At 60.4% G+C, this 23655-nt stretch carries 23 protein-coding genes; 5 read left to right on the top strand and 18 right to left on the bottom strand.

Annotated elements, in window-relative coordinates; translation table 11 throughout:
- Window position 1 precedes the first annotated feature (1 nt).
- The 3 genes from ACXAC3_RS07880 to ACXAC3_RS07870 form a co-directional block, all read right to left on the bottom strand.
- On the bottom strand, window positions 2–1681 hold the full coding sequence (locus ACXAC3_RS07880; protein WP_475158446.1) for a peptidoglycan -binding protein: 1680 nt from the start codon (window positions 1679–1681) through the stop codon (window positions 2–4).
- A gap of 3 nt (window positions 1682–1684) precedes the next feature.
- On the bottom strand, window positions 1685–2863 hold the full coding sequence (locus ACXAC3_RS07875; protein WP_475158445.1) for a biopolymer transporter ExbB: 1179 nt from the start codon (window positions 2861–2863) through the stop codon (window positions 1685–1687).
- 69 nt (window positions 2864–2932) lie between these two features.
- Window positions 2933–3463 carry a gamma-glutamylcyclotransferase gene (locus ACXAC3_RS07870; RefSeq protein ID WP_475158444.1) on the bottom strand — a complete coding sequence of 177 codons (531 nt, stop codon included), beginning with the start codon at window positions 3461–3463 and terminating at the stop codon, window positions 2933–2935.
- Window positions 3464–3530: 67 nt separating this feature from the next.
- Here ACXAC3_RS07870 and ACXAC3_RS07865 point away from each other — a divergent pair, with 67 nt between their 5' ends.
- On the top strand, window positions 3531–4532 hold the full coding sequence (locus ACXAC3_RS07865) for a DUF2125 domain-containing protein (RefSeq protein WP_475158442.1): 1002 nt from the start codon (window positions 3531–3533) through the stop codon (window positions 4530–4532).
- Here ACXAC3_RS07865 and ACXAC3_RS07860 read toward each other — a convergent pair.
- The 4 genes from ACXAC3_RS07860 to ACXAC3_RS07845 all read right to left on the bottom strand — a co-directional run bounded on the left by ACXAC3_RS07860 (window position 4529) and on the right by ACXAC3_RS07845 (window position 8838).
- Window positions 4529–5359, bottom strand: coding sequence for an extensin-like domain-containing protein (locus ACXAC3_RS07860; protein ID WP_475158441.1), 831 nt, complete (start codon window positions 5357–5359; stop codon window positions 4529–4531). The genes ACXAC3_RS07865 and ACXAC3_RS07860 overlap by 4 nt on opposite strands.
- The gene (locus ACXAC3_RS07855) at window positions 5356–6276 is read right to left on the bottom strand and encodes a prephenate/arogenate dehydrogenase family protein (RefSeq protein WP_475158439.1); all 921 of its coding nucleotides are present in this window, start codon (window positions 6274–6276) and stop codon (window positions 5356–5358) included. Before ACXAC3_RS07855 ends, ACXAC3_RS07860 begins: the two co-directional genes overlap by 4 nt.
- Window positions 6273–7358: a histidinol-phosphate transaminase gene (gene hisC, locus ACXAC3_RS07850; protein ID WP_475158436.1), complete on the bottom strand. Its 1086-nt coding sequence runs from the start codon at window positions 7356–7358 to the stop codon at window positions 6273–6275. Before hisC ends, ACXAC3_RS07855 begins: the two co-directional genes overlap by 4 nt.
- A 64-nt stretch (window positions 7359–7422) precedes the next feature.
- Window positions 7423–8838 carry an aminotransferase class V-fold PLP-dependent enzyme gene (locus tag ACXAC3_RS07845; RefSeq protein ID WP_475158435.1) on the bottom strand — a complete coding sequence of 472 codons (1416 nt, stop codon included), beginning with the start codon at window positions 8836–8838 and terminating at the stop codon, window positions 7423–7425.
- Between the two features lie 103 nt (window positions 8839–8941).
- Here ACXAC3_RS07845 and ACXAC3_RS07840 point away from each other — a divergent pair, with 103 nt between their 5' ends.
- Window positions 8942–9403: an Lrp/AsnC family transcriptional regulator gene (locus ACXAC3_RS07840; protein ID WP_475158433.1), complete on the top strand. Its 462-nt coding sequence runs from the start codon at window positions 8942–8944 to the stop codon at window positions 9401–9403.
- Between the two features lie 5 nt (window positions 9404–9408).
- Here ACXAC3_RS07840 and ACXAC3_RS07835 read toward each other — a convergent pair whose 3' ends face one another.
- The 4 genes from ACXAC3_RS07835 to ACXAC3_RS07820 form a co-directional block, all read right to left on the bottom strand.
- Window positions 9409–9780, bottom strand: a complete 372-nt coding sequence (locus ACXAC3_RS07835; protein WP_475158428.1) for a hypothetical protein — start codon at window positions 9778–9780, stop codon at window positions 9409–9411.
- Between the two features lie 345 nt (window positions 9781–10125).
- Window positions 10126–10746 carry a 30S ribosomal protein S4 gene (gene rpsD, locus ACXAC3_RS07830; protein ID WP_475158427.1) on the bottom strand — a complete coding sequence of 207 codons (621 nt, stop codon included), beginning with the start codon at window positions 10744–10746 and terminating at the stop codon, window positions 10126–10128.
- Window positions 10747–10954: 208 nt separating this feature from the next.
- Window positions 10955–11437: a hypothetical protein gene (locus tag ACXAC3_RS07825; RefSeq protein WP_475158426.1), complete on the bottom strand. Its 483-nt coding sequence runs from the start codon at window positions 11435–11437 to the stop codon at window positions 10955–10957.
- Window positions 11438–11656: 219 nt separating this feature from the next.
- Window positions 11657–13939, bottom strand: coding sequence for an adenosylcobalamin-dependent ribonucleoside-diphosphate reductase (locus tag ACXAC3_RS07820; protein WP_475158425.1), 2283 nt, complete (start codon window positions 13937–13939; stop codon window positions 11657–11659).
- A gap of 129 nt (window positions 13940–14068) precedes the next feature.
- On the opposite strand from ACXAC3_RS07820, the gene ACXAC3_RS07815 reads away from it, so the two are divergent.
- Window positions 14069–14500 (top strand): DUF1489 family protein, encoded by a 432-nt coding sequence (locus ACXAC3_RS07815; protein ID WP_475158422.1) that lies wholly within the window; start codon window positions 14069–14071, stop codon window positions 14498–14500.
- Here the strand turns inward: ACXAC3_RS07815 and hisG are convergent, their stop codons facing one another.
- From hisG to hisS, 3 genes are read right to left on the bottom strand one after another with little or no spacing between them, the layout of a single operon-like run.
- Window positions 14501–15190, bottom strand: coding sequence for an ATP phosphoribosyltransferase (hisG, locus tag ACXAC3_RS07810; RefSeq protein WP_475158421.1), 690 nt, complete (start codon window positions 15188–15190; stop codon window positions 14501–14503). It abuts the gene before it with no gap.
- Window positions 15187–16275: an ATP phosphoribosyltransferase regulatory subunit gene (locus tag ACXAC3_RS07805; protein ID WP_475158418.1), complete on the bottom strand. Its 1089-nt coding sequence runs from the start codon at window positions 16273–16275 to the stop codon at window positions 15187–15189. Before ACXAC3_RS07805 ends, hisG begins: the two co-directional genes overlap by 4 nt.
- Before the next feature lie 3 nt (window positions 16276–16278).
- A complete protein-coding gene (gene hisS, locus ACXAC3_RS07800) occupies window positions 16279–17766 on the bottom strand; it encodes a histidine--tRNA ligase (RefSeq protein WP_475158416.1) in 1488 nt (495 codons plus the stop codon).
- Window positions 17767–17893: 127 nt separating this feature from the next.
- On the opposite strand from hisS, the gene ACXAC3_RS07795 reads away from it, so the two are divergent.
- Window positions 17894–18088 (top strand): SlyX family protein, encoded by a 195-nt coding sequence (locus ACXAC3_RS07795; RefSeq protein ID WP_475158415.1) that lies wholly within the window; start codon window positions 17894–17896, stop codon window positions 18086–18088.
- 10 nt (window positions 18089–18098) lie between these two features.
- Here ACXAC3_RS07795 and ACXAC3_RS07790 read toward each other — a convergent pair whose 3' ends face one another.
- The 4 genes from ACXAC3_RS07790 to dnaE all read right to left on the bottom strand — a co-directional run bounded on the left by ACXAC3_RS07790 (window position 18099) and on the right by dnaE (window position 23341).
- Window positions 18099–18947 (bottom strand): hypothetical protein, encoded by an 849-nt coding sequence (locus ACXAC3_RS07790; RefSeq protein WP_475158411.1) that lies wholly within the window; start codon window positions 18945–18947, stop codon window positions 18099–18101.
- Window positions 18948–19131: 184 nt separating this feature from the next.
- Window positions 19132–19500, bottom strand: coding sequence for a hypothetical protein (locus ACXAC3_RS07785; protein WP_475158408.1), 369 nt, complete (start codon window positions 19498–19500; stop codon window positions 19132–19134).
- Window positions 19501–19505: 5 nt separating this feature from the next.
- Complete coding sequence (locus tag ACXAC3_RS07780) at window positions 19506–19727, bottom strand: YMGG-like glycine zipper-containing protein (protein WP_475158406.1); 222 nt, start codon at window positions 19725–19727, stop codon at window positions 19506–19508.
- A gap of 86 nt (window positions 19728–19813) precedes the next feature.
- Entirely contained in the window at window positions 19814–23341 is a 3528-nt protein-coding gene (gene dnaE, locus ACXAC3_RS07775) for a DNA polymerase III subunit alpha (protein ID WP_475158404.1), read from the bottom strand.
- Between dnaE and ACXAC3_RS07770 the strand changes: the two genes are divergently transcribed.
- On the top strand, window positions 23340–23483 hold the full coding sequence (locus ACXAC3_RS07770; protein WP_475158402.1) for a hypothetical protein: 144 nt from the start codon (window positions 23340–23342) through the stop codon (window positions 23481–23483). The two genes, dnaE and ACXAC3_RS07770, sit on opposite strands and share 2 nt — an antisense overlap.
- Window positions 23484–23655: the final 172 nt, after the last annotated feature.

The following is a 23655-nucleotide window of genomic DNA, read 5'->3' as shown; positions in this document are numbered from 1 at the left end:
GTCATCTCTCGGTCAGTTTCAGTTCAATCCGGCGGTTCTGCGCCCGGGCCTCTGGCGTGTCGGCCGGATTGACCGGCTGAAACTCTCCAAACCCGTTGGCGGCAAGCCGGTTCGGCGGGATGCCCAAAGCGTCGACCATATAACGCACCACCGACAATGCCCGCCCCTGGCTAAGCTCCCAATTGTCGCGGTAACGCCCTGACCCGGCCAGAGGCACGTTGTCCGTGTGGCCGTCGACCCGGATCACCCAGTTCAAGCCTTCCGGTATTTCGGCGGCCACGCTGCGCAGGATGTTGGCCACTTTCGCAACCTCCTGCTGCCCGGCCCCCGACAGGATCGCCGATCCGGTGTCGAACAGAACTTCTGAGGAAAACACAAACCTGTCGCCTTCGATCCGGACACCTTCCTGATCACCCAGCACGTCGCGCAACCGGCCAAAGAACTCCGAGCGGTAACGCTGAAGATCCTCGGCCTGCGCTGCCAGTTCCTCGTTCTGACCGGACAGAGCTTCGGCCTCAGCCTCCAGCCGGGCGCGCTCGGCCTCTTCCAACAGACGCCGGCGGCGTTCTTCCGACGCCGCGCGCGCCAACGCGGCGTTGAGGTCCTGGCCCAGTGTCTGGATGCGGATATCGGCCGCCGCATTGCGTTCTTCGTAATCGTCCAGCAGGGCCTGCAACCCGCCAAGCTGTTCGCGCAGCGCCGCCATCTGCTGATTCAGCAATGCGGTTTCACGCTGCGCCCTTTCCGAAATCGCTTTTTCGGAGGAAAGCGTGTCGCGCGCCACTGCCAGCAGGGCGGCGCGCTCATCAGCAAGCGACCGCTGGGCCTGCGCCTCGGCCTGCGCCTGCGTTTGCGCAGCCAGCGCCGCCTGCAACTGGGCCTGCAACTCTTCCGGGTTCAACGCACCGAACTGGCGCTCCAGCTCTGCTCTGGCGGCCTGTGCGGCGGCCAGCAATGTCAGAGTTTCCTCGGCCTGCTTGCGTTGCGCCTCCAGCGCCAGGGTCATGGCGGTCAGTTCGGCATCGGCATTCTGCAAACGGTCGCGCAGGGCCTCGGCGGCTGCGGCTTCGGCCAGTCTGGCCGCTTCTTCTGCGCCAAGCTGGTCTTCAAGTTCGGTAATCCGGGTGGACTGCGCCGCATCGCTTTGTTCAAGGTCAGCGACCAGAGCCTCCAGCGCTTCGCGCTGCGCAGCGGCCAGACGCGCGGCCTCGGTCTGCGCATCAATCTCATCGCGGCTTTGGGCCAGAGCCTGACTTAATGCATCCCGCTCGCCTTGCAGTTCAGTCCGCTGCGATTCCAGCGTTTCGATCTGCCCCCGGGCGCGGTCCTGTTCAGTCAGCAAAGCCGCAACCTGTGCTTCAAAATCGGTAATCTGAATCTGGGCCTGGACCAGTTCGGTCTCGACCTGCGACAAGGTTGTATTCAACACACCCAGACGCGCCTGCAACCGGCTGTTTTCACGCTCTTCCAACCCCAATGCACCGGCCAGGGCCGCAACCTCGTCGGACAGGGCGCTCAGTTCGTCCTCTTGCCCCGAAATGGTTTCCCGCAGCACGAACTGCACCACCATGAAGATGGTCAGCACAAAGGTCAGCACCATCAGCAGGCCGGTGATGGCATCCACGAAGCCGGGCCAGACCGACCCCTGAAACCGCTGACCTGTGCGACGGGACAGAGCCATAGGTTACTCTCCTTCCGGAGCGGTGCGCACAGCGCCTCGGGGCAATGTCAGGGCTTTGACCAGCAATTCGATATCCTTGCGCAATTCGCTCATGCTCTCCTGCCGGCCGGCCGAGATTTCTTCGAGGATGCGCAGCAATTGCACGTCCATCGACCGCAGGCGCATCCGGCTTTCGGCGTCGATCCCTTCGCCCGCGCCCTGTTCACGCATGTGATCCAGCAGGGCATCCTGGCCCAAAGCAACACGCTCCAGTGCCGCAGTCACACCTTCGCTGTCCGATTGCCTCTGATTCATCTCCCCGATCGCGTCGGCCAACTGCCCCAGTCTGGACGATACCGCGGCGCGGTCCGCCTCTTGCGCGGTAAAGAGGTCCTGTAACGCATCCATCTGTTCGGACATCGCGTCCAGGACCGGCGTCAACACGGCCAGCTCCGCGCCGCCCTCCTCGACCCCGGCAAAGCCGACGCGGGTGATGGATGACAGCCATTCCTCAAGCTCGCGGTAGAACCTGTTTTGTCCGTGGCCCGCAAAAAGTTCAAGCAGGCCAACGATCAGCGACCCCGCCAGACCCAGCAGCGAGGACCCGAAGGCAACGCCCATACCCTGTAGCTGGGATTCCAGACCAACCATAAGGCGGTTGAACACGGCCAGCCCTTCTTCGCCTTCCTGCGGATTGAGGCTGCGGATGGTATCGACAATGGCGGGAACGGTTGTGGCCAGCCCAAAGAACGTCCCCAAAAGGCCCAGGTAGATCAGGACGTTGGTGATATAGCGGGTGATCTCACGCTCTTCCTCGACCCGTTCCGCGACCGAGTCCAGAATGGATCGTGTCGAGGTGGAACTGATCTGCGACCGCGCACCCCTTTCGCGCAACAACGAGGCCAAAGGGGCCAGTAATTGCGGCGTGCGGGCATCTTCGCGGACGACCCCGCCGACAAAGGCTTCAATCCACCGGACCGAGCCGATCAGCTGCGTCACCTGATAGAAACAGGCGAATACACCGATGATAAAAACCAGGATGATAAAGCCGTTCAGGTACGGGTTGGCCTGAATGACCGGCATCACGTAGGGCAGCGCCATGAAGACGCCCAGACCCGCCAGAGCAATTGCGATCAACATCATCACAATTTGCCGAATGGGATGCGAGAAATGGGGTCTCGCGCCCTGATGTGCCTGCGCCATGCGCGTGGTTCCCGGTTTTTGCCTGCTCTGACGCGAATTTAGCGAAATAACGCCGGTGACGCCAAGGGTTTATGCGGTAAGGCTGCGCACCCGTTGCGCCAACCACTCAAGATCGGCATCGCGCAGGTCGATCTCGGCCAGGTGTTCGGCGGTATTGTACAGATATTCGGTGTTGGGGCCGCGCCCACCCACGGCATGGGCAATGATCTGCGCCTGTTCTTCCAATGGCATGCCGCCGCAATACTGCACGTGATCGGCATCAATCACATAGGTCACGGCGCTTATGACGTTGCCGCAGTCCAGATGGACATCCAGCATCTTTTCGACATAGGCCGAGGATATCAACTCGCGCTCGCGCAACTCGTACAGGGTGCGGTCTTCGTGACCGGTTTCAACCGCCAGCGCCAGACCCTTGCATTGCGCATCGGCCTGTTCGTCCAGCGCCAGAACCAGCCCCGGCTTTTCCTCGGTACCGCGATGGTGGATCGAGCTCATGCAGAAGGACCGCGCGTAGCCGTGCAATGTGGCGCGTTCGCTGCGGGCCACCGGAAAGCCCGGGTTCCACAACAGCGATCCATATCCGAAAACCCACATCGTCATAGCTCTGGTCCTTGCCCGTTTGCGCCTATAAACATCAATTCCAACGCAGGAAAAAGGGCCATCTGCAATGCGCGGTCTGATACGTTTCATCATTTTCGCAGTTGTGATCTGGAGCGCCTATTGGTTCGTCGCCGGAATCGGGTTGCGCAATGCGATCACGACCTGGTTCGACACGCAGCAGGAACAGGGTTGGCAGGCCGAGTTTTCAGACGTGGAAACCGCCGGATACCCGCTGCATCACATGACCCGCCTGTACAACCCCGCACTGGCTGATCCCGTGAACGGCACGGCCTGGAGCGCAGACTGGATCGAGTTCCAGAGCCCCGCGATCTGGCCCGGCCGGCAGGTGCTGCGCTTTGCCGACACGCCGCATCGACTGTCCTATTTCGACCAGACCTCAACCATTCAGGCCGGCGACCTGCAGGCCGAATTGCAATTGCAACCCGGCGTGGCGCTGGTGCTGGAAAAAATGGCGCTGACAGCGGGGCCATGGTCGATCACGAATGACGCCGAGGCGCTGGCCGGAGGGGACACGATTGCCCTTGTGATGGAGCAGACACCCACGCCCGAGGCTTATGTGATCGGCGCAAGGATCGACGGCTTTACGCCCGGCGACGAATTGCGCGATCTGATGCGGTCGGCCACCACCCTGCCGCAGGCGTTCGAGACGCTTGAACTGGATTTGACCGCCACGTTTGACAAAGCCTGGGACCGTTCGGCGCTGGAACAAAGCCGACCGCAACCGGTGAGTATCGACCTGCGCCTGGCCGAGATGAAGTGGGGTGCCCTTCGATTGTTTGCGACCGGAAAGCTGGATGTGGACACGCAGGGGATTCCCACAGGCGAGATCGCGATCAAGGCCGAGAATTGGCGCGACATGATCGCGATGGCCAATGCGGCGGGGGCTTTGCCGGATCAGGCCGTCGATCCCGTGACCCGCGCGCTGAACTTTATGGCAGGGTTGGGTGGAAACCCGAACGCCCTGGACATGCAGCTGAATTTCCGTGACGGGTTCGTTGCCCTGGGGCCCCTGCCCCTTGGGCCGGCTCCGCGGCTGATCCTGCGCTAGCGGCAGTACGGCCCCCGGCGATGGCGGGCCGTGTCCAGATGGAAATGATCACGGTGATACCGGTCCGAGTTCGGCCCCAGCACCGTACCAAACGGGCCGCACGCCCCGCGCCAGATCTTGATCAACTGGCTTTGCGACGGGTTCTTACGCCAGCCATTCAGAACCGTGACCACCTGCCCATCCGCCATCTTGAAACCCGAAATGTCGATGGCACGCCCTTTGCCATGTTCCGAGATCCGCGCGCCCTTTCGGTTGTTTCTGGTTCGGCAGGCATAATGGGCGGCCACCTTTAGCTCAACCACGGGCCCGCGCCGCTGGAAGGTCGGCTTGACCGATTTGTCGACCCATTCATTCAGCGCAATGGCCGTGCCGCAATCCATCGTGGACGGACGGCTTAGTGCGACACCTGATACCGATGTGATCTGCACGGCGTCCTTGATCCCACAGGCCTTGATCCTGCCGGGTACGTTGCCGACGGGTTTGCCCTGAATGTCAATGTCGCCGCAGACCGAACCCTTGCGCAGTTTCCGGCGTTTGAAAAACGCCTCCTGCTCCAGCGACTTGGGGCGCAGATAAGGCATCAGAGAGGTATCCGGCCCCAGCAGAGGCAAATCCGATGGTCTGGCGGCCACAGCCAGAACCTGAGGTGACACCGGGCGCGGCGTCGGCCGGATGAGAGCATTGGGGGCTGCGCTGACGAACGCAAGGACCTGTGCGGCCGCCGGTCGGGCCACCGGCACCAGAGAGGTTTCCAGCGGGGCCGCGTGGACCAATGTGGCGCTGACGGCCACAAATCCAATCGTCAGGTACCGCCGGCCAAGCCTCATGGGTTCGCTTTCCCCCGCCCGAAATCGGGCGCGTCGGTATCCTGCCCGGCGTCGATGATCCCGCGCCGGATCGCCCGCGTGCGCGTGAAATAGTCGAACAGGTGCTCTCCGTCACCGGTTCGGATGGCGCGCTGCAGGGCAAACAACTCTTCGGTAAAGCGCCCCAGAATCTCAAGCGTCGCGTCCTTGTTGGTCAGAAACACATCGCGCCACATCGTCGGGTCCGAAGCCGCGATGCGGGTGAAATCGCGAAAACCGGCGGCGGAATACTTGATCACTTCGCTGTCGGTTACACGGCGCAGGTCATCCGCAACCCCCACCATCGTATAGGCGATCAGGTGCGGCGCGTGCGATGTCACGGCCAGAACCAGATCGTGGTGGTCCGCGTCCATCTCATCGACGTTGGAGCCCATCCCCTCCCACAGCGCGCGCAGGCGTGCGATTGCATCTGGATCCGAGCCGTCGGCCGGCACCAACAGGCACCAGCGGTTGTCGAACAGCTCGGCAAAACCCGATTCCGGGCCCGAATGTTCGGTCCCGGCCAGCGGGTGGGCAGGGATGAAATGAACACCTTCCGGGATGTGCGGGGATACCGCCCGGATGACGTGCCGTTTGACGGAACCTACATCCGTCACAGTCGCCCCCGGCTTCAGCGCAGACGCAATGTCCCGAGCGACCGCCCCCATGGCTCCGACAGGTACGCACAGCACCACAAGGTCGGCCCCTTCGACCGCCTCTTGCGCGCTGTCACAGACGCGGTCACACAGGCCGATGCGCCGAGCGGTGTGGCGGGTGGCTTCGGATCGGGCATAACCGGTGACCTCACCGGCAAGGCCGGATCGTTTGATGGCCCAGAACATCGAGGATGCAATAAGCCCCAGCCCGATCAGCGCCACACGGTCGTAAACCCGGCTCATGCCGCACCCCCCTTGAACGTGGTGATTGCTGCCACGACACGGCGGCAAGCCTCTTCATCGCCAACGGTGATCCGCAGGGCATTCGGCAGGTTGTAACCGGCTACACGACGCACGATCAAACCCTGCGTTTTGAGGTAGTCGTCGCAGGCCTCGGCCTCGGCCCGGTCACCAAAGCGTGCGAGGACGAAATTGGTGCAGGACGCATCCGAGTGAACACCGATCTTCGCCAGCTCATCGGACAGCCACACGCGCAGGCGGGCGTTTTCGGCATGGCAGAAAGTCAAATATTCCTCGTCCTGCACTGCCGCCTCGGCCGCTGCCAAAGCGGTCAGTGACAGGTTGAATGGCTGGCGCACGCGGTTCAGCACGTCGATGATGGGCTGCGCGGCATACCCCCAGCCAACGCGCATTCCACCCAGACCGTATATCTTGGAAAAGGTGCGCGTCATGATCACGTTGTCAAACCGATCCACCAGCGCTGCGCCACCGTCGAACCCTGCCACGAACTCGGCATAGGCCCCGTCGATCACCATCAGGCAGGTTTGCGGCAGCCCTTCGGCAAGGCGCACCAGTTCTGCATCAGGGATCATGGTTGATGTCGGATTGCCCGGATTGGTCACGAAAACGATCCGCGTCCGGTCCGTGACAGCGGCAAGGATGTTGTCCACGTCCACATGGCGGTCCCGTTCCGCCACCATAACCGGGGTTGCCCCGACCATACGGGCGATGATCGGATACATCGAGAATCCGTGTTCGGTATAGATGACCTCATCCCCCGGCCCCGCATATGCCTGCGCCACGAATTGCAGCACCTCGTCGCTGCCCACGCCACAGATGATCCGCGCCGGGTCCAGCCCGTGGCGCGCTCCGATTGACGCACGCAAACCGGCGTGGTCGGTGCTGGGATAGCGATGCAGGGTGGCCGCGCTGTCGCGCGCGGCCTCAATCGCCCTGGGGCTCGGGCCGAAGGGGTTCTCGTTCGAGCTGAGCTTGATCACATGTTTCACCCCGGCCACATGCGACTGTCCGCCCTGATACAGCGCGATGTCCATGATACCGGGTTGCGGGGTGATCTTGTTCATAAGAGGCTCCGTTGTTGGAGCCCCTCATACCTGTCTCAACGCGTTGAGAAAAGCGGCAATTCCGTCACGCCGCTTTGAAGCGGGCCGTCGCCGGGTCGGCATTGTAATACGGGGTGAATTCCTCGGTCCGGCGGGACAGGTCGTTGATGCTGTCGATGATGAACTGAACCGTTTCCTCGCTCATCAGATACGAGAAGTTCAGGCGCACCCATCCGGGCTTTTTCATCTCTTCCCCAGCGGACAGCGCCGCGTGCAACTCGTCCGATGTTGCGCGGTCGATCCCCAACAATCGATGCGCGTAAGGCCCCGCGCAGGCGCAGCCGCCACGCGCCTGAATGCCGTAAATGTCGCTGAGCATCCGTGTGAACAACTGTTGGTGCACCGGCTGGCCGGAGTTGTCGCACACAAGGAAGGAATAGATCGGCAAGCGATGCGGGTTGTCAGTGCCCAACAGCGTCAGGTTCGGATTGTCCCCCCAACCCTTCAGCGCCATGCGGTTGTATTGGGCTTCGCGTCTGGCAATCTCTTGCGTGCCCACGGCGTCCTTGACGATGAATGCCAGTGCCGCGCGAATGTCTCCGATCACGTTGGGTGTGCCGGCTTCTTCCCGCGTCGCCAGATCGTCGCTGTAGTCGTGCCGCCAGGGCGAAACGAAGCTGACCGTTCCGCCGCCGGGCCAGCTGGGACAGGTACGGCGCACCGCGTCCCGGTTGACGATCAATACACCCGAAGCACCCGGACCGCCCGGAAACTTGTGCGGCGAAATCACGATGGCATCCTTGCGCGCGTCTTCGGGGCCCATATCCATTGGCAGGTAAGGACCGCCGCCTGCATAATCCCAGACGGAAACCGCACGATGTGACTTGAGCAAACGCGTGATGGGGTCCGGGTCGGTGATGATGCCGGTCACGTTAGACGCAGCCGAAAACGAGCCAATGATCAAATCGGATGCCGCGTTGGCAATCAGCGCCTGTTCCAGCGCCGCCAGATCCACCCCGCCGTCGACGGCCTCGGGGATTTCGATCACCTGCGCCTTGCTTTCCCGCCAGGGCAGGATGTTCGAATGATGCTCGTATGGCCCAATGAGAACGACCGGCCGGTCAGCCGCATCCACACCCAGTAAGCTGACCAGCCGGTTCAGACCCGCAGTGGCGCCAGACCCGGTGAAAATCACCGCGTCTTCTTCCTTTACGCCGACGATGCGGGCGATTTCTGCGCGGGCTTCGCGGCGCAGACGGGTCATGTAGGACCCGCAATAGGAGGCTTCGGTATGGCTGTTGGCATAGAAGGGCAGCACCTGTTCGGCGACAAAATCCTCGACCTGCCGCAGCGCACGGCCCGAGGCGACGTAGTCCGCATAAACCAGCGGCACGTCCCCATGCAGACCCGGGATCAGGACGTTCTCTCCGATCAGCCCGTCGCGCAGAGTTGAATTGTGAGTGATGGATTGGATTTCTGAGCGAAACTTGGACAGGGTCATGGGATGGGCTCCGTATTGCACTATCCAATATGATTGAATTCAGGCGGGAAAACTTCACCTATCTTTTCGTGGTTTTCTCATTTTTTGTGTCATATGCTTAATAATGACGGAAAAATTAGATCAAATTGACAAGCGCATCTTGCGCGAGCTGCAAACGGACGCAACTCTGTCGCAGCGTGAATTGGCAGACCGGGTGGGATTGTCGCAAAACGCCTGCTGGCGGCGACTGAAAGCCTTGAACGAGGATGGAGTCATCACCGGCTCGACCGCCCGGATTGCGCGGGAAAAGCTGGGGCTGAGCCTTGTGGTCTTTGTCATGCTGCGCACAAGGCATCATTCGGCTGAATGGCTTCAGGCGTTTCGCAGCCACGTGCTGACCATTCCCGAGGTTGTGGATTTCCACAGAATCGGCGGCGACTACGACTATCAGCTCAAGGTCGTGACGCAGGACATGACGTCTTATGACAAGGTTTATCAGCGCCTGATCGAAAAGGTCGAACTGGACAGTGTGACCTCATACTTTGCGATGGAAGCGATCGCCGAAGGGCGACCGCTGCCGATTTGACGGCGTCACTCGTAGACAGTCAGGCGCAGGTCTCCGTCGCGGGTGACGTATCCGGTGATATTGAAGTTCTTGCGCTGGAACGAAACTTTTGTCCGTGTCGTTTTTCCGGGCACGGCGGGTGTAAACGCCCACCCTGTTTTCGAGGCGAAGATACGCCACAGGCGGTTCACGTCGCCAACGGTTGGCGCCGGTCTGTTTGCGCCGTATCCGCGAACCGTTACGCCGCAGGACTGTCCGGGCGTGCCGCTGGCCAGAAACAACATGCCCGGGGCGAGATCGGGTTTGTTGGCGTTAAAGCCAGCTCGTACCCGTGCCGGATCAAAGGCGGGTGCGTTTTCGATACATCCTCTTTCGAACCTCCGGATAACACTGACCAAAATCGGGTCCGTGGAAATCTGAGTGCTTGTGTTGACCGAAGTTGTTGAAGACGCACACCTCGCGACCAATGCCGCCAGACCCAGCCCGGCCAAACCGTGCGTGATGCTTCGGATTCTGTGATTTGCCTTCTGACTGCGCAGTGCCCGCATAGCGATAAGTACCTCGATGCTTTGGTTGTGTTTACCGCTCGCTCCGCAGATCAGAATGTCGGCAATAGGGCGACGTGGGAATATTACTGCCTGCATGAAGTTTGCGCGGTCAGACAGGCAGCCGGGTCTTACTGCCCCCTAAACGAAAAAGGCCGCGCATAAGCGCGGCCTTCGTAATCTCGGGTCCGGCGAAGATTAGTTCTTCGCGTAGAATTCGACGACCAGATTCGGTTCCATCATGACCGGGTAAGGCACATCGCTCAGGCCCGGTGCGCGCACGAAGGTCGCGGTCATTTTCGAGTGATCGGCGTCGATGTAATCAGGCACATCACGCTCGGCCAGAGCAGCGGCTTCCAGAACAACGGTCAGTTGCTTGGATTTGTCGCGCACTTCGATCACGTCGCCTTCTTTGACACGGTAGGAGGGGATGTTGACCCGCTTGCCATTCACTTTGACGTGGCCGTGGTTCACGAACTGACGTGCAGCGAATACGGTCGGCACGAACTTGGCGCGGTAAACAACGGCGTCCAGACGGCGCTCCAGCAGACCGATCAGGTTTTCACCGGTGTCGCCTTTGACACGCTCGGCTTCGGCGTAGATGCGGCGGAACTGCTTCTCGGTCAGGTCGCCATAGTAGCCTTTCAGCTTCTGCTTGGCGCGCAACTGCAGACCGAAGTCCGACAGTTTGCCCTTGCGGCGCTGGCCGTGCTGGCCGGGGCCGTATTCACGACGGTTGATCGGGGATTTCGGACGACCCCAGATGTTTTCACCCATCCGGCGGTCGATTTTGTACTTGGCAGACGTGCGTTTGGTCACGGCTGATCTCCTTCGTTTTGGTCGAGGCCTTGCGGGCCACTATGAAGGGCGTTGTCCTCTTGGGGTTTCCCCCATGACAGGCATCCCCTTGCGGGGGCCACCAACACCAATGAAGCCGCGCTTATATCCGCGGAACGCGCAGAGTCAACATGCCTTTCGGCAACAAACGGGAATTTCCATGGATGACAGGAGGGGCGGTGCCAGCCCGTCAGTCGATCCTGCAGCTCGCGCGGCCTGCCATGCGACGGCCCGGCACTTCCGGCAGGTGATCCATCCGGAGTTGCGACGGGAACGCAACAACCGTGTCGTCCGTCAGGGCAACCTGACCATCCCGGCGCTCAATCTCGGTAAAGGCGCTGATCCAGAATTCCTGTTCGCGGGCCGGACATTCCTTTTCAAACACCAGTGTCGGGGCTGATTCGCCTGCAACAAACACCAGCTTGGCAGTAAAGTGCTGCGCCCCGTTGGTCAGAACAACTTCGCCCTGCGCCCCTTCGGCAAGATCCTTATACGAAGTAACGTGGCCCAGCGTTCGCGCAGATCCCCCCTGCGCGACCCCGGTCCGCTCAAGGCTCTGTTCCACAGCGTCACTTAGAAAACGCGCCTGACCGCGCCATGACCAGGCTGCTCCAACGCTCAGGAAGGAAAGAGGCGCTGCCTCCAGCCCGTCGATTTCTGTCTGAGTCCACAATATGGCTATGCGACCGCTTTCCCCGGCTCTCATTTTACCGCCCGTACCTTTCAACACATCACTGCTCACTGGCTGAGTATTATCAGTGCCAATTCGGGCGGAAAAGAGACGTAAATGCAGCGATCACGAAAATGTTGCTTAAGAGATTTAGAAAAAGCGCCCCGGCCGGCTGTCAAAGGGCCGGGATGCCAATGTTGACGTCATTTCGGACCCCGCAGGTCACCCGCATTTGGAATGTCCGCAACTGCGGCAGGTCATGCACCCTTCGATCATCACCATATCGAACTGCCCACAGGACGGGCACGCCTTGCCGCGTGGCGCGTCCATGTTGACGACCTGCGCCTGAGGATCGGATTTGAGTCCCATGCCCTCACCTTCAAGAAAGCCGATATTGATCAGGTGCTGTTCGATCACGCCGCCAATCGCAGCCAGGATGGACGGGATGTACTTGCCTTTGACCCAGGCCCCACCACGCGGATCAAACACGGCCTTCAGCTCTTCGACGACAAAGGACACATCCCCGCCCCGTCGGAACACGGCCGAGATCATCCGGGTCAGGGCCAGTGTCCAGGCGTAATGTTCCATGTTCTTCGAGTTGATGAACACTTCGAACGGACGGCGGCGACCGCCGATGACGATGTCGTTGATGGTCAGGTAGATCGCATGCTCGCTGTCCGGCCATTTCAGTTTATAGGTGGACCCTTCCAGTGACTGCGGGCGATCCAGCGGCTCGGACATGTAAACGACTTCGCCCCCGTCGACCTCATGCGGGGCCGCGGCGCTTTCACCAGGTGCAGTGTCGGCACTTTCCGAAACCGTCAGGACCGAACCGGTCACGTCATTGGGCCGGTAGGTCGTGCAGCCTTTGCAGCCCTGATCCCAGGCCTGCATATAGACGTCCTTGAACGCGTCAAAGCTGATATCCTCGGGGCAGTTGATCGTCTTCGAGATCGAACTGTCGATCCATTTCTGCGCCGCCGCCTGCATCTTGACGTGATCGGACGGGGAAAGCGTCTGCGCGTTGACAAAAAAGCCCGGCAGGTCCTTATCCCCGAACTTGTCGCGCCACATCTGCACCGCGTAGTCCACTACCTCTTCCTCGGTGCGCGAGCCGTCCTTTTGCAGCACTTTGCGCGTGTAAGCATAGGCAAAGACCGGCTCGATCCCGGAGGAGACGTTTCCGGCATAAAGGGAAATCGTGCCCGTCGGCGCAATCGATGTCAGCAACGCATTGCGGATACCATGTTCACGGATCGCGTCGCGCACGTCTTCGTCCATCTGCTGCATCGTGCCGCTGGCCAGATATTTCTCGGCATCGAACAGAGGGAACGCCCCTTTTTCCTTCGCCAAATCGACCGACGCCAGATACGCGGCGCGGGCGATCGCGTGCAACCAGCGTTCGGTTTGGCGCGCCGCCTCGTCGGAGCCATAGCGCAGGCCCAGCATCAGCAGTGCGTCGGCCAGTCCCGTCACGCCCAGTCCGATGCGGCGTTTGTCCTGCGCTTCGGCCTCCTGCTCTGCCAGCGGGAATTTCGACGCATCCACCACATTGTCCATCATCCGAACGGCAGTGGCGACCAGTTCTTGCAGCGCCTCTTCATCCAGATGGGCGGCGTCCTCGAACGGCTCGGCCACCAGCCGCGCCAGGTTGATCGAGCCCAGCAGGCACGCGCCATAGGGCGGTAGCGGTTGCTCGCCGCAGGGGTTTGTTGCTGCGATGGTTTCGACATAGCTGAGGTTGTTGGCCTGATTGATCCGGTCGATGAAGATGACACCCGGTTCGGCATAGTCATAGGTGGCCTGCATGATCTTGTTCCATAGATCACGCGCCTGAACGGTGTGATACACCTTGTCGCCGAACACCAGCTCCCACGGGCCGTCGGCCTTGACGGCCTCCATGAACGGATCGGTTACCAGCACCGACATGTTGAACATGCGCAGGCGGGCCGGGTCGGACTTGGCGGTGATGAACTGTTCGATATCCGGATGATCGCAGCGCATGGTCGCCATCATCGCCCCGCGGCGCGAGCCTGCGGACATGATCGTGCGGCACATTGCGTCCCAGACATCCATAAAGCTCAGCGGTCCCGAAGCATCCGCCGCCACGCCATGCACATCCGCCCCACGCGGACGGATGGTCGAGAAATCGTAACCGATCCCACCGCCCTGCTGCATGGTCAGCGCGGCCTCTTTCAGCATGTCGAAGATACCGCCCATACTGTCGGGCACAGTGCCCATGACGAAACAGTTGAACAGGGTCACCTGCCGCGCGGTGCCCGCCCCCGCAGTAATGCGCCCGGCGGGCAGGTATTTGAAATCTTCCAGCGCTTCGTAGAATTTCTCTTCCCAATGAACGGGATCCTTTTCCACCCGCGCCAGATCGCGGGCGATGCGCCGCCAGCTATCCTCGACCGTCTGGTCGATGGGCGTGCCATCCGCCTTTTTGAAGCGGTATTTCATATCCCAGATCTGCTCGGCGATGGGGGCGGCAAAGCGGCTCATTGGTGATTCCCTGTGCTGAAAGAGATATCCAGACTATCCTAAATCACATCCGCACCACAACACCTTGATGACAACCGATAGCAAGCTACAATATAAAGATGAACCTCGGGACGACTCTGTGGGAAAGCTGTGGATAACTACGTAAACCTCATCAAACTGTCTGTCGGATCGGAAAGCGTCGACACGCTGATCGCGTGGCAGGACAGCCGTAGACCGCTTTACGAGGACGGCTGCCCGCGCCACGTCACCCGCATGTGGCCCAAACGCGAGGCCGAGATTCTGAACGGCGGATCAATCTATTGGGTGATCAAAGGCGTGATCCAGTGCCGCCAGCGCATTCTGCGGCTGGATGAAGTGCGTGGTGAGGACGGTATCCGCCGTTGCGCCATCGTGCTGGACCCCGAAGTACATCGCACTCAAACCGCTCTGAAACGTCCGTTTCAGGGGTGGCGCTATCTGAAGCCCGAGGACACGCCCGCCGACCTGCCGCAAGGTCGCGAGCAGGACGACGCCCTGCCCGACGACCTGAACAGTGCCCTGGCAGAAATCGGCGTGCTGTAATCAGCCCAGACGATCCAGCATCTCGGACAGAACCGCCTTATCTTCCGCTTCGTACTTTGCCACGCGGCTGCGCCACAGGGTTGCCTGAGATTGCAGGATCAGGCCGTCCGAAAGGATTTTCAGGTGGTTTGCCCGCAACGTCTCACCGGTCGAGGTGATATCGGCAATCGCTTCGGCGGTTTCATTGACCACGGTGCCCTCGGTCGCGCCCTGGCTGTCGACCAGCGTGTAATCGGCCACGCCCGCATCGGTCAGAAACTCGCGCACCAGCCGGTGATACTTGGTGGCGATCCGCAGCCGGTGGCCGTGGGTCTTGCGAAACGCCGCCGCAACCGCGTCCAGATCGTCCAGCGTCTCGACGTCTACCCAGCAGGCGGGCGCGGCAATGATCAGGTCGGCCTTGCCGAAGCCAAGCTGCGAAACCTCTTCGACCTGCTGTTCCCAGCGCGGCAGTTTTTCCTGCACAAGATCTATTCCGGTGACGCCCATGTGAATGCGCCCGGACGCCAGTTCGCGCGGAATTTCCCCGGCGGACAACAGGATCAGGGACACCCCCTGTATACCTTCAACTTTACCCGCATATTCCCGGTCTGACCCGCTGCGTGACAGGGTGATGCCGCGCTTTTCGAACCATGCAAAGGTTTTTTCCATCAACCGGCCCTTGGAGGGCACGCCCAATTTCAGGCTCATGGCGCGTCCTCCTCAACGTCAAGCATCAGGTCCGGACGGATCACGCCGCCCACGGCGGGGATTTCAGCGCCATTGCCCAATTGACGGGTCAGCGCGTCATAACGCCCGCCTGTTGCAATCGGTGGCAGGTCCGGACGCCCTTCGGCATAGAAACCAAAAACGAAACCGTCATAATATTCCATCGAAGTCCGCCCATACGCGGCTTCGAAATCCAGACGGTCCACATCTACGCCGCGCGCCTGCAACGCGGCGACCCGCGCCTCAAGCCGGTCCAGCGCCGGCGTGATCTGGGGCAGGTCGACCGCCACGTCGCGCAACTGTTCCAATGCAAAAGGCATGGTTTCCCGCACGTTCAGCAGTGTCTCAAGTCCGGCAAGTTCACTGTCTGAAATCGGCGGTGTGTCCCGGTCATCGCGCAGAGCCCTAATCCGCGCCTCAATCTCGGCAGAGCGGCGCTTGCCGATCATTGGCACATCGGTCGACAAAGGGTCCGTGGCGTCCAGCAGCGCGTCGCGCCCGTCGGGCGCCGGTTTGCGACCCGCGAAACGATCAAGCAAAAGGCGAAAACGACGGGGCCGCCACAGATGCCGCATCAAAGCTGCCTTGCGCCGGTCAGTTGTGCGCAACCCGGCAACGGCGGCAGTCAGAATACCAATGTCGCCGGTCGCGGCACGCAGCGGCAGCCCCCGCAATTGCAGCGCGAACAGGGAAAACACTTCGGCATCCGAACCAACCGGGTCGTTGCGATCAAAGACTTCGTACCCTACCTGAATATATTCGTTGGACCGATCCGGATCATGCTCCTGACGGCGGAACACCTCGCCTGAATAGGTGTATCGCGCCGGTTCCGCCCCATCAGTCATGTGCATCTGCACCACGGGCAGGGTGAAATCCGGGCGCAGCATCTGCTCGCCGCGCAGCGCATCCGAAGTCACGTAGGCGCGCGCGCGAATATCTTCGCCGTAAAGGTCCAGCAGCGTGCCTGCCGGTTGCAGCAGCGGCGTATCAACCACCTGAGCGCCCGCCGCCTCAAAGCGCACCCGCATCGTTGCGGCGCGGGCCTGTATCTGGGAACGATTGGCCATGGATCAGTCCTGACTGTCCAGAATTTCGCGCACCTTCGCGACCAGATCGCCGCGGGGCACTTCGAACTGGCTGGGACGTTCTTTCCATTCCTCCAGCGTGGCACTTTCGGCGATTTTCGCGCCCAGGATCAGGTCCTTGATCTGCACGATCCCGTTTGTCTTTTCGTCGCCGCCCTCAATGACCGCAATCGGAGAGTTCCTTTTATCCGCATATTTCAGCTGATTGCCGAAGTTCTTGGGGTTGCCCAGATAGACCTCAGCCCGGATACCAGCGTTCCGCAGCTCGGCAACCATCGCCTGATAATCTGCCATGCGGTCCCGATCCATGACGGTAACGACCACGGGGCCGGTGGCCTGCGCCGCAATCCGACCTTTTTCACGCAGGGCGGCCAGCAAACGATCAACGCCGATGGAGATACCGGTCGCGGGCACTTCCTGCCCAGTAAATCTCTTGACCAGATCGTCATAACGACCGCCGCCCGAGACCGATCCGAACTGCCGCTTGCGGCCCTTCTCGTCGAAAATCTCAAACGTCAGTTCAGCCTCATAGACCGGACCGGTGTAATAGCCCAGGCCACGCACGACCGAGGGGTCAATTTCGATCCGATCCGCGCCGTATCCGCCTGCATCCAGCAGCGCCCCGATCTGTTCCAACTCGGCGATCCCATCTGCGCCAATCTTGCTGTCGCCGACCGCAGCGCGCAAGTTCGCAAGCGTTCCAGCGGTATCCGCAGCTTTGGACGTCAGGAAGGCAATCACCGGCTCGGCCTGGTCGTCGCTCAGTCCAACACCGTCGATGAACGCGCCCGAGGCATCCAGGCGGCCTTTGGTCAGCAACTCGCGCACACCGGCCTCGCCCACCTTATCAAACTTGTCGATGGTGCGCAGGACGTTGTCGCGAGCCGCCAGGTCATCACCAAGACCCATCGCTTCCAGCACGCCGTTCAGGACCTTGCGGTTGTTGACCCGCACCAGATAGTCGCCGCGCGGAATACCGACGGTTTCCAGCGTATCCGACAGCATCGCGCAAATCTCGGCGTCAGCGGCCATCGAGGCCGTACCCACCGTATCCGCATCGCACTGATAAAACTGACGATAGCGCCCTGGCCCCGGCTTTTCGTTGCGCCAGACCGGACCCATCGCATAACGGCGATAGGGCGTCGGCAGATCGTTGCGGTGCTGCGCGTAGACGCGCGCCAAAGGCGCGGTCAGATCGTAACGCAGGGCCATCCAGTCGCCCTTGTCGTTTTCGTCCACTTCCTGCCATGCAAACACACCTTCGTTCGGGCGATCCACATCCGGAAGGAACTTGCCCAGCGCCTCAACGGTTTCGACAGCGCTGCTCTCCAACGCATCAAACCCGTAACGATGATAGACATCCGCAATAGCCCGCAGCATTTCGGTGCGCTGCGTGACTTCCTGGCCGAAATAGTCGCGGAACCCTTTCGGCGTAATCGCCTTGGGGCGGGGCTGTTTCTTGGGCTTGGCCATGTGGGGCGTCCTTGGGAATGTCCTTGTTCCGCGCGCGGTCTATCCCATGGTCCGCATCGGGGCAAGGCGCGCTTTCGCTGGCCTTGCCGCCCAAGCGTCGCTATGACCGACACCGAAGGAGACCCCCATGCAGCATCTGGAAGAACAGATCGCCCACCTGACCCGCACGGTCGAAGAACTGAACACGGTCGTCACAAGCCAGCAGGCCGAGATCGACCGCCTGACCCGCCGGGTCGAAATGCTGTTGCAGCGCGAAGCTGAACGGGCGCAGGAAGGCTCTGGCGGGGTCGTGTTGGGGGACGAACGCCCGCCACATTATTGACAGGTCCCAGTCAGGCGAGGCTCAGGATCTTGCGATGCTCCAGACCAGTGATTGACCAATCGCGTCTGCCGCGCATCCTTGAAGCAAATCCATCCAACGCATCGCCAAGCTGATCTTCAAACCATAGCAGCAGCGCCATGCGCGGAAGCATAGCCCTGCGGTGTTCGCGGGCCGTGACTAGGGTTCCTCCCTTACCGTCCGGCTCAAGGGCCACATCGAATTCGCCATCTGTCAAACGGTGGTTTTTCGAGTTTCCCTTGCCCGAAAAAGCATAGTAGTAACGCTTTGGAGCATCGCATTCCAAAACGGTCTGACGCTGCAGCTCAAATATGGACGGACCCTGTAAATAAGAAACGTCAAAACTGTTTGCTTCTTCTTGGACAGGTTGCACACTATGTAGGGTTTGCGCCCAGTTGGCGGCGAGACCGCTTTCCGCGAGCGCAAAGGAGGGCCACACTTCTTCAATGGGTCGCCGTACACGCACGCGCCGCCTGGACTTCCAGTCCAGTCCGAACCGAAATCCATCAAGCACGGTCCCGTAAACGATGGAGATAAACGTCAGGATCAAAACTAGGCTTATGACTCCAGTCATAGAGTCGGGTAGATTGAAACGATCCACCAATAGCTGCGCAGGTTTGAGCGTTTCATTGAGCACCAGCCAAAAAGATATCATTTCCACCATCATTCTCAAACGACGGAAGATCAGAACAAACAAAGCCAAGACAGAAAAAAAGATACAGCCGGTCAGCAAGATTGTCAGACCAAAAGCCAGCCAAGTTATCATCGGACCGTAGACCGTGATACCCTCTACAAACTGTGCTTCAAATTGTTCCCAATGTTGAGCTGTAACGCCGGCCATCAGAAAGAACGTCCCAAACAGCAATCGACGACGTTGCCTGTAAATCAATCGAAACATGTTTTGCATACATAAGTAATAAATCTCAAAGCTGTCTATCGCTCAGGATGTTGTCCAGAATAAGGCCTGCCAGTGCGCAACCGCGATTACTCGGGCCGCACATTAGAAAGATCAAAACATCCCTAGATCAAAACCCCAGCGTCGTTTTCACCGCGTTATCGACCACGCCACCCAGCAGGGCGTCCTTGTCCGCGGCGCACCCTTCCGACAGCGCGGCTATGAAGGCTTCGCGCAGTTGGGCCTTTTCCTCGTCACTCGTCGCATGATCTTCGATATTGATCTGGCGATTGTAGAGCGACAGGGCCGTCATCTTTCCAACAACCTCCACAACAAAGGCTTCGTCCCCATCCGCCTCTTCGGCAATCGAGGCGCAGGTATAGTGCATCACAGGCAATGCGTCCTGTACCATCTGTTCAGCCGCGTCATCGGCCGTCGCCACGCACGGAGCCGCCAGGATTGCGGCGCAAACGGTCATTCTGAGTCTAAAATACCGCATCGCTATCACTTCCAGTTATGTCCGATAATGGCGCCAGCCACGCCACCGATCGCTGCGCCTTTGCCGTCGCCGATCAGCGCGCCCACGCCCGCGCCGATCAAAGCGCCTTCGATGGTGTTCTTTTTCTTCTTGTCATCCTTGTCATCCGCCAACCCGGCTGATGCCATCGCAAGGGATGCAGCGGCGGCCAATGTGAATGCCCTGAAACCAATTCCTGAAACCGTCATATCTGAGCCCTCCTGTGACATGACCCAATAGGATATGGTTTCAGCCTAGCGACGCCTATTCTGTGTGGCAACAAACGGTTGGCGGATCAGATCTCCTCGACCGACATGACACCGTCCAGAGACTTGATCGCGCCCTTGATCTGCGGGTTGATCGGGAAGTCCTGTCCCAAGTCCATTTCCACATCACCAGGCAAACCCGGATCGAGCAGGCAAAGGTGGATCGGCCCCTTCGCCGCGCCCTTGGCCGCACCCGCCGCATCGGCGAGAACCTTGGCGACGGTGGGCAAAACCTGCGGTTCGCCGACGAATATGCGCAGGCCCGTTGCACCCGCCTCGGCCACGACCGAGTCCACCGGCCCGACCGAACGGCCCAGCAGCTTCAGCTGATCGGATTCCATGGTCGCCTCGGCGGTCAGGACGACCTGCGCACCGGTATCCAGAAACTCGCGCGATTTTTCCAGCGTTTCGGAAAACAGCGTCACCTCATATGCACCGGTCGGGTCCGAAAGCTGGGCAAAGGCGAAACGGTTGCCACGTGCCGATTTCCGTTCCTGCCGCCCGGCGACAACACCAGCCATCTTGGCGATCAACGGGCCAGAGCGCGCTTTTTCTGTCACCTCGTCCAGCGTCAGAACTTGTTTACGCTTTAACGCGGGCATGTAGTCGTCCAGCGGGTGACCGGACAGATAAAACCCAATCGCCTTGAACTCTTCGCTAAGGCGTTCCGCCGGTAGCCAATCCGGCGTCGGCGACAGGCGCGGTTCGGGCAGGTCGTCGCCCGCCTCGCCAAACAATGACACCTGGTTCGAGTTCTTCTGGTCGTGGATCGCTGCCGAATATTGCACCAGCGGATCAAGGCTTTCGAACACCCGGCGGCGGTTCTTGTCGAGCTGATCGAACGCACCCGCCCGTGCCATCATTTCCAGCGGGCGCTTGCCGACCTTCTTCAGATCGACCCGGCGGGCGAAATCGAACAGGTTGACGAACGGCTTATCCGTATTTTCTTCTTGCGCGCCTCCCGCGCGTCGCCCCTCGACCACAAGGTTCATCGCCTCGACGCCTACGTTTTTCAACGCGCCCAGCGCATAGACCAGCTCTCCATTCACCACATCGAAGGTCGCCAGCGACCGGTTCACGCAGGGCGGAACGTAGGGCAACTCCAACCCCTTGCGGACCTCTTCGAAATAGATCGCCAGCTTTTCGGTCATATGGATATCGCAGTTCATGACGCCGGCCATGAACTCGACCGGGTGGTTCGCCTTCAGCCAGCCGGTCTGATAGCTGACCACCGCATAGGCGGCGGCGTGCGATTTGTTGAAGCCGTAGTTCGCGAATTTCTCCAGCAGATCGAAGACTTCGCTGGCCTTCTTGGCGTCCACCCCGTTCTCACCCGCGCCCTTTTCGAATTTGGGGCGCTCGGCATCCATCGCCTCTTTGATCTTCTTACCCATCGCCCGGCGCAGCAGATCCGCGCCGCCGAGGCTGTACCCGGCCATCACCTGCGCAATTTGCATCACCTGTTCCTGATAGACGATGATGCCCTGCGTTTCCTCAAGGATATGGTCGATCAAAGGATGGACGGACGTGATCTTGCGCAGCCCGTTCTTGACCTCGCAATAGGTCGGAATGTTTTCCATCGGGCCGGGGCGGTACAGCGCCACAAGGGCCACGATATCCTCGATACAGGTCGGTTTCATGCGCTTGAGCGCATCCATCATGCCCGAGGATTCCACCTGGAACACTGCTACCGTCTTGGCGGCGGAGTAGAGCTTGTACGTCGCCTCATCATCCAGCGGGATGGCGTTGATCTGGTTCTCGGCCCCTTCGGCAGGTTCGTAAAGCTCGGTGCCGTCCGCCGCGACATGCAAGGGACGCCCGGACTTGAAGATGATGTCCATCGCGTTCTGGATCACGGTCAGTGTTTTCAGACCCAGAAAGTCGAACTTCACCAGCCCGGCCTGCTCCACCCATTTCATATTGAACTGGGTCGCCGGCATGTCCGAGCGCGGATCCTGATACAGCGGCACCAGCGCGTCCAGAGGCCGATCCCCGATCACAACCCCAGCCGCGTGGGTCGAGGCATTCCGCAACAGCCCCTCGACCTGCTGACCGTAAGTAAGCAAGCGATCCACGACTTCTTCGTTGCGCGCCTCTTCGCGCAGGCGGGGTTCGTCTTTCAAAGCTTTTTCGATGGAGACGGGTTTGACGCCCTCGACCGGGATCATCTTGGACAGGCGATCCACCTGCCCGTAAGGCATCTGAAGCACCCGGCCAATGTCCCGCACAGCGGCCTTCGAAAGCAACGCGCCGAAGGTGATAATCTGCCCCACCTTGTCGCGGCCATATTTCTGCTGAACATAGCGGATCACCTCTTCGCGGCGATCCATGCAAAAGTCGATATCGAAGTCGGGCATCGACACCCGTTCCGGGTTCAGGAAACGTTCAAACAGCAGCGAATAGCGCAGCGGGTCGAGGTCGGTGATCGTCAGCGCGTAGGCCACCAGCGACCCAGCGCCCGAGCCCCGCCCCGGCCCCACCGGGATATCTTCGTCCTTGGCCCACTGGATAAAGTCCGCGACGATCAGGAAGTAGCCGGGGAAGCCCATCCCTTCAATGATGTCGAGTTCGAAATCCAGCCGTTCCTGATATTCCTCGGGCGTCACCGCGTGCGGGATCACCGCCAGACGTTTCTGCAGACCCTCATTGGCGATGCGGCGCAACTCGGCCACCTCGTCATCGGCGAACTTCGGCAGGATCGGATCGCGGCGGTAGGCCATGAAGGCGCAGCGTTTGGCGATTTCGACCGTGTTCTCGATAGCCTCGGGAAGATCGGCAAACAGCGTCACCATTTCCTGCTGCGACTTGAAATAGTGCTGCGCTGTCAGGCGGCGGCGGCCGTCCTGCTGGTCGACATAAGCCCCTTCGGAAATACAGATCAGCGCGTCGTGCGCCTCATACATATCCGAGGTCGGGAAATAGACATCATTGGTGGCGACCAGCGGCAGGTTCTTGGCATAGGCCATCTCGATATGACCGCGCTCGGTCAGGCGTTCGGCCTCGGGTTGGCCATCCTCGCCCGGATGACGCTGGAGTTCTATGTACAGGCGATCCGGGAACATGGCGGCCAGACGATCAACCAAAACCTCGGCCGCCGGGCGCTGGCCTTGTTGCAACAACCGCCCGACCGGGCCGTCAGGCCCGCCGGACAGGCAGATCAGGCCGTCCGACCGTTCCGACAGCTCATCCAAAGTGACCTGTGGCAACTGCCCGCCCTTGTCCACATAGAGGCAGGAACTGAGCTTCATCAGGTTCTCATACCCCGCCTCGGACTGCGCCAGCAGAACCAGCGGTGCGGGCGCTTTGGGCTTTTCGCCCGGCTGCGCCTGCACATAGGTCAGATCGACCTGACAGCCCATGATCGGCTGTACCCCTGCTCCGCTGGCGGTGACCGAAAACTCCAATGCCGAGAACATCGAATTGGTATCTGTGACCGCAACGGCGGGCATCTCCATCTTCTCGCACAGGCCCGGCAACTTTTTCAGCCGCACGGCGCCTTCCAGAAGCGAATATTCGGTGTGAACGCGGAGGTGAATGAATCGAGGTTTACTGCTCATGAGCGCCACGCTATCCCAGCCGGGCGCGCGGCAAAAGCGTGAACCGCACTTTCAAAACGCCCAAAAAATCGGCTTGGATTATTCGGCTTTTTCAGAAGGTGCTTCGGGGCTGGTAACGGGGCGGCACAAGAAAACACTTTAATTACAAACGACTGAACAGTACAGGCACGCGCCGCATATGTGCCGTTACGGCGTAATGGTGCATAATATAGGCAGTTTTTCTTGCCAGATAAGCCACGCTGTTTCTAACATCTGACGGCAAGCTATCCGCCCGCCACTCTTTCTACGTCGCATCGAAGGAGGGCACCGAGGGG

This window comes from Ruegeria sp. ABV4_181, from assembly GCF_056158465.1.
The sequence above is the reverse complement of the archived record's forward strand: the minus strand, read 5'-3'. Positions and strand labels throughout refer to the sequence as shown.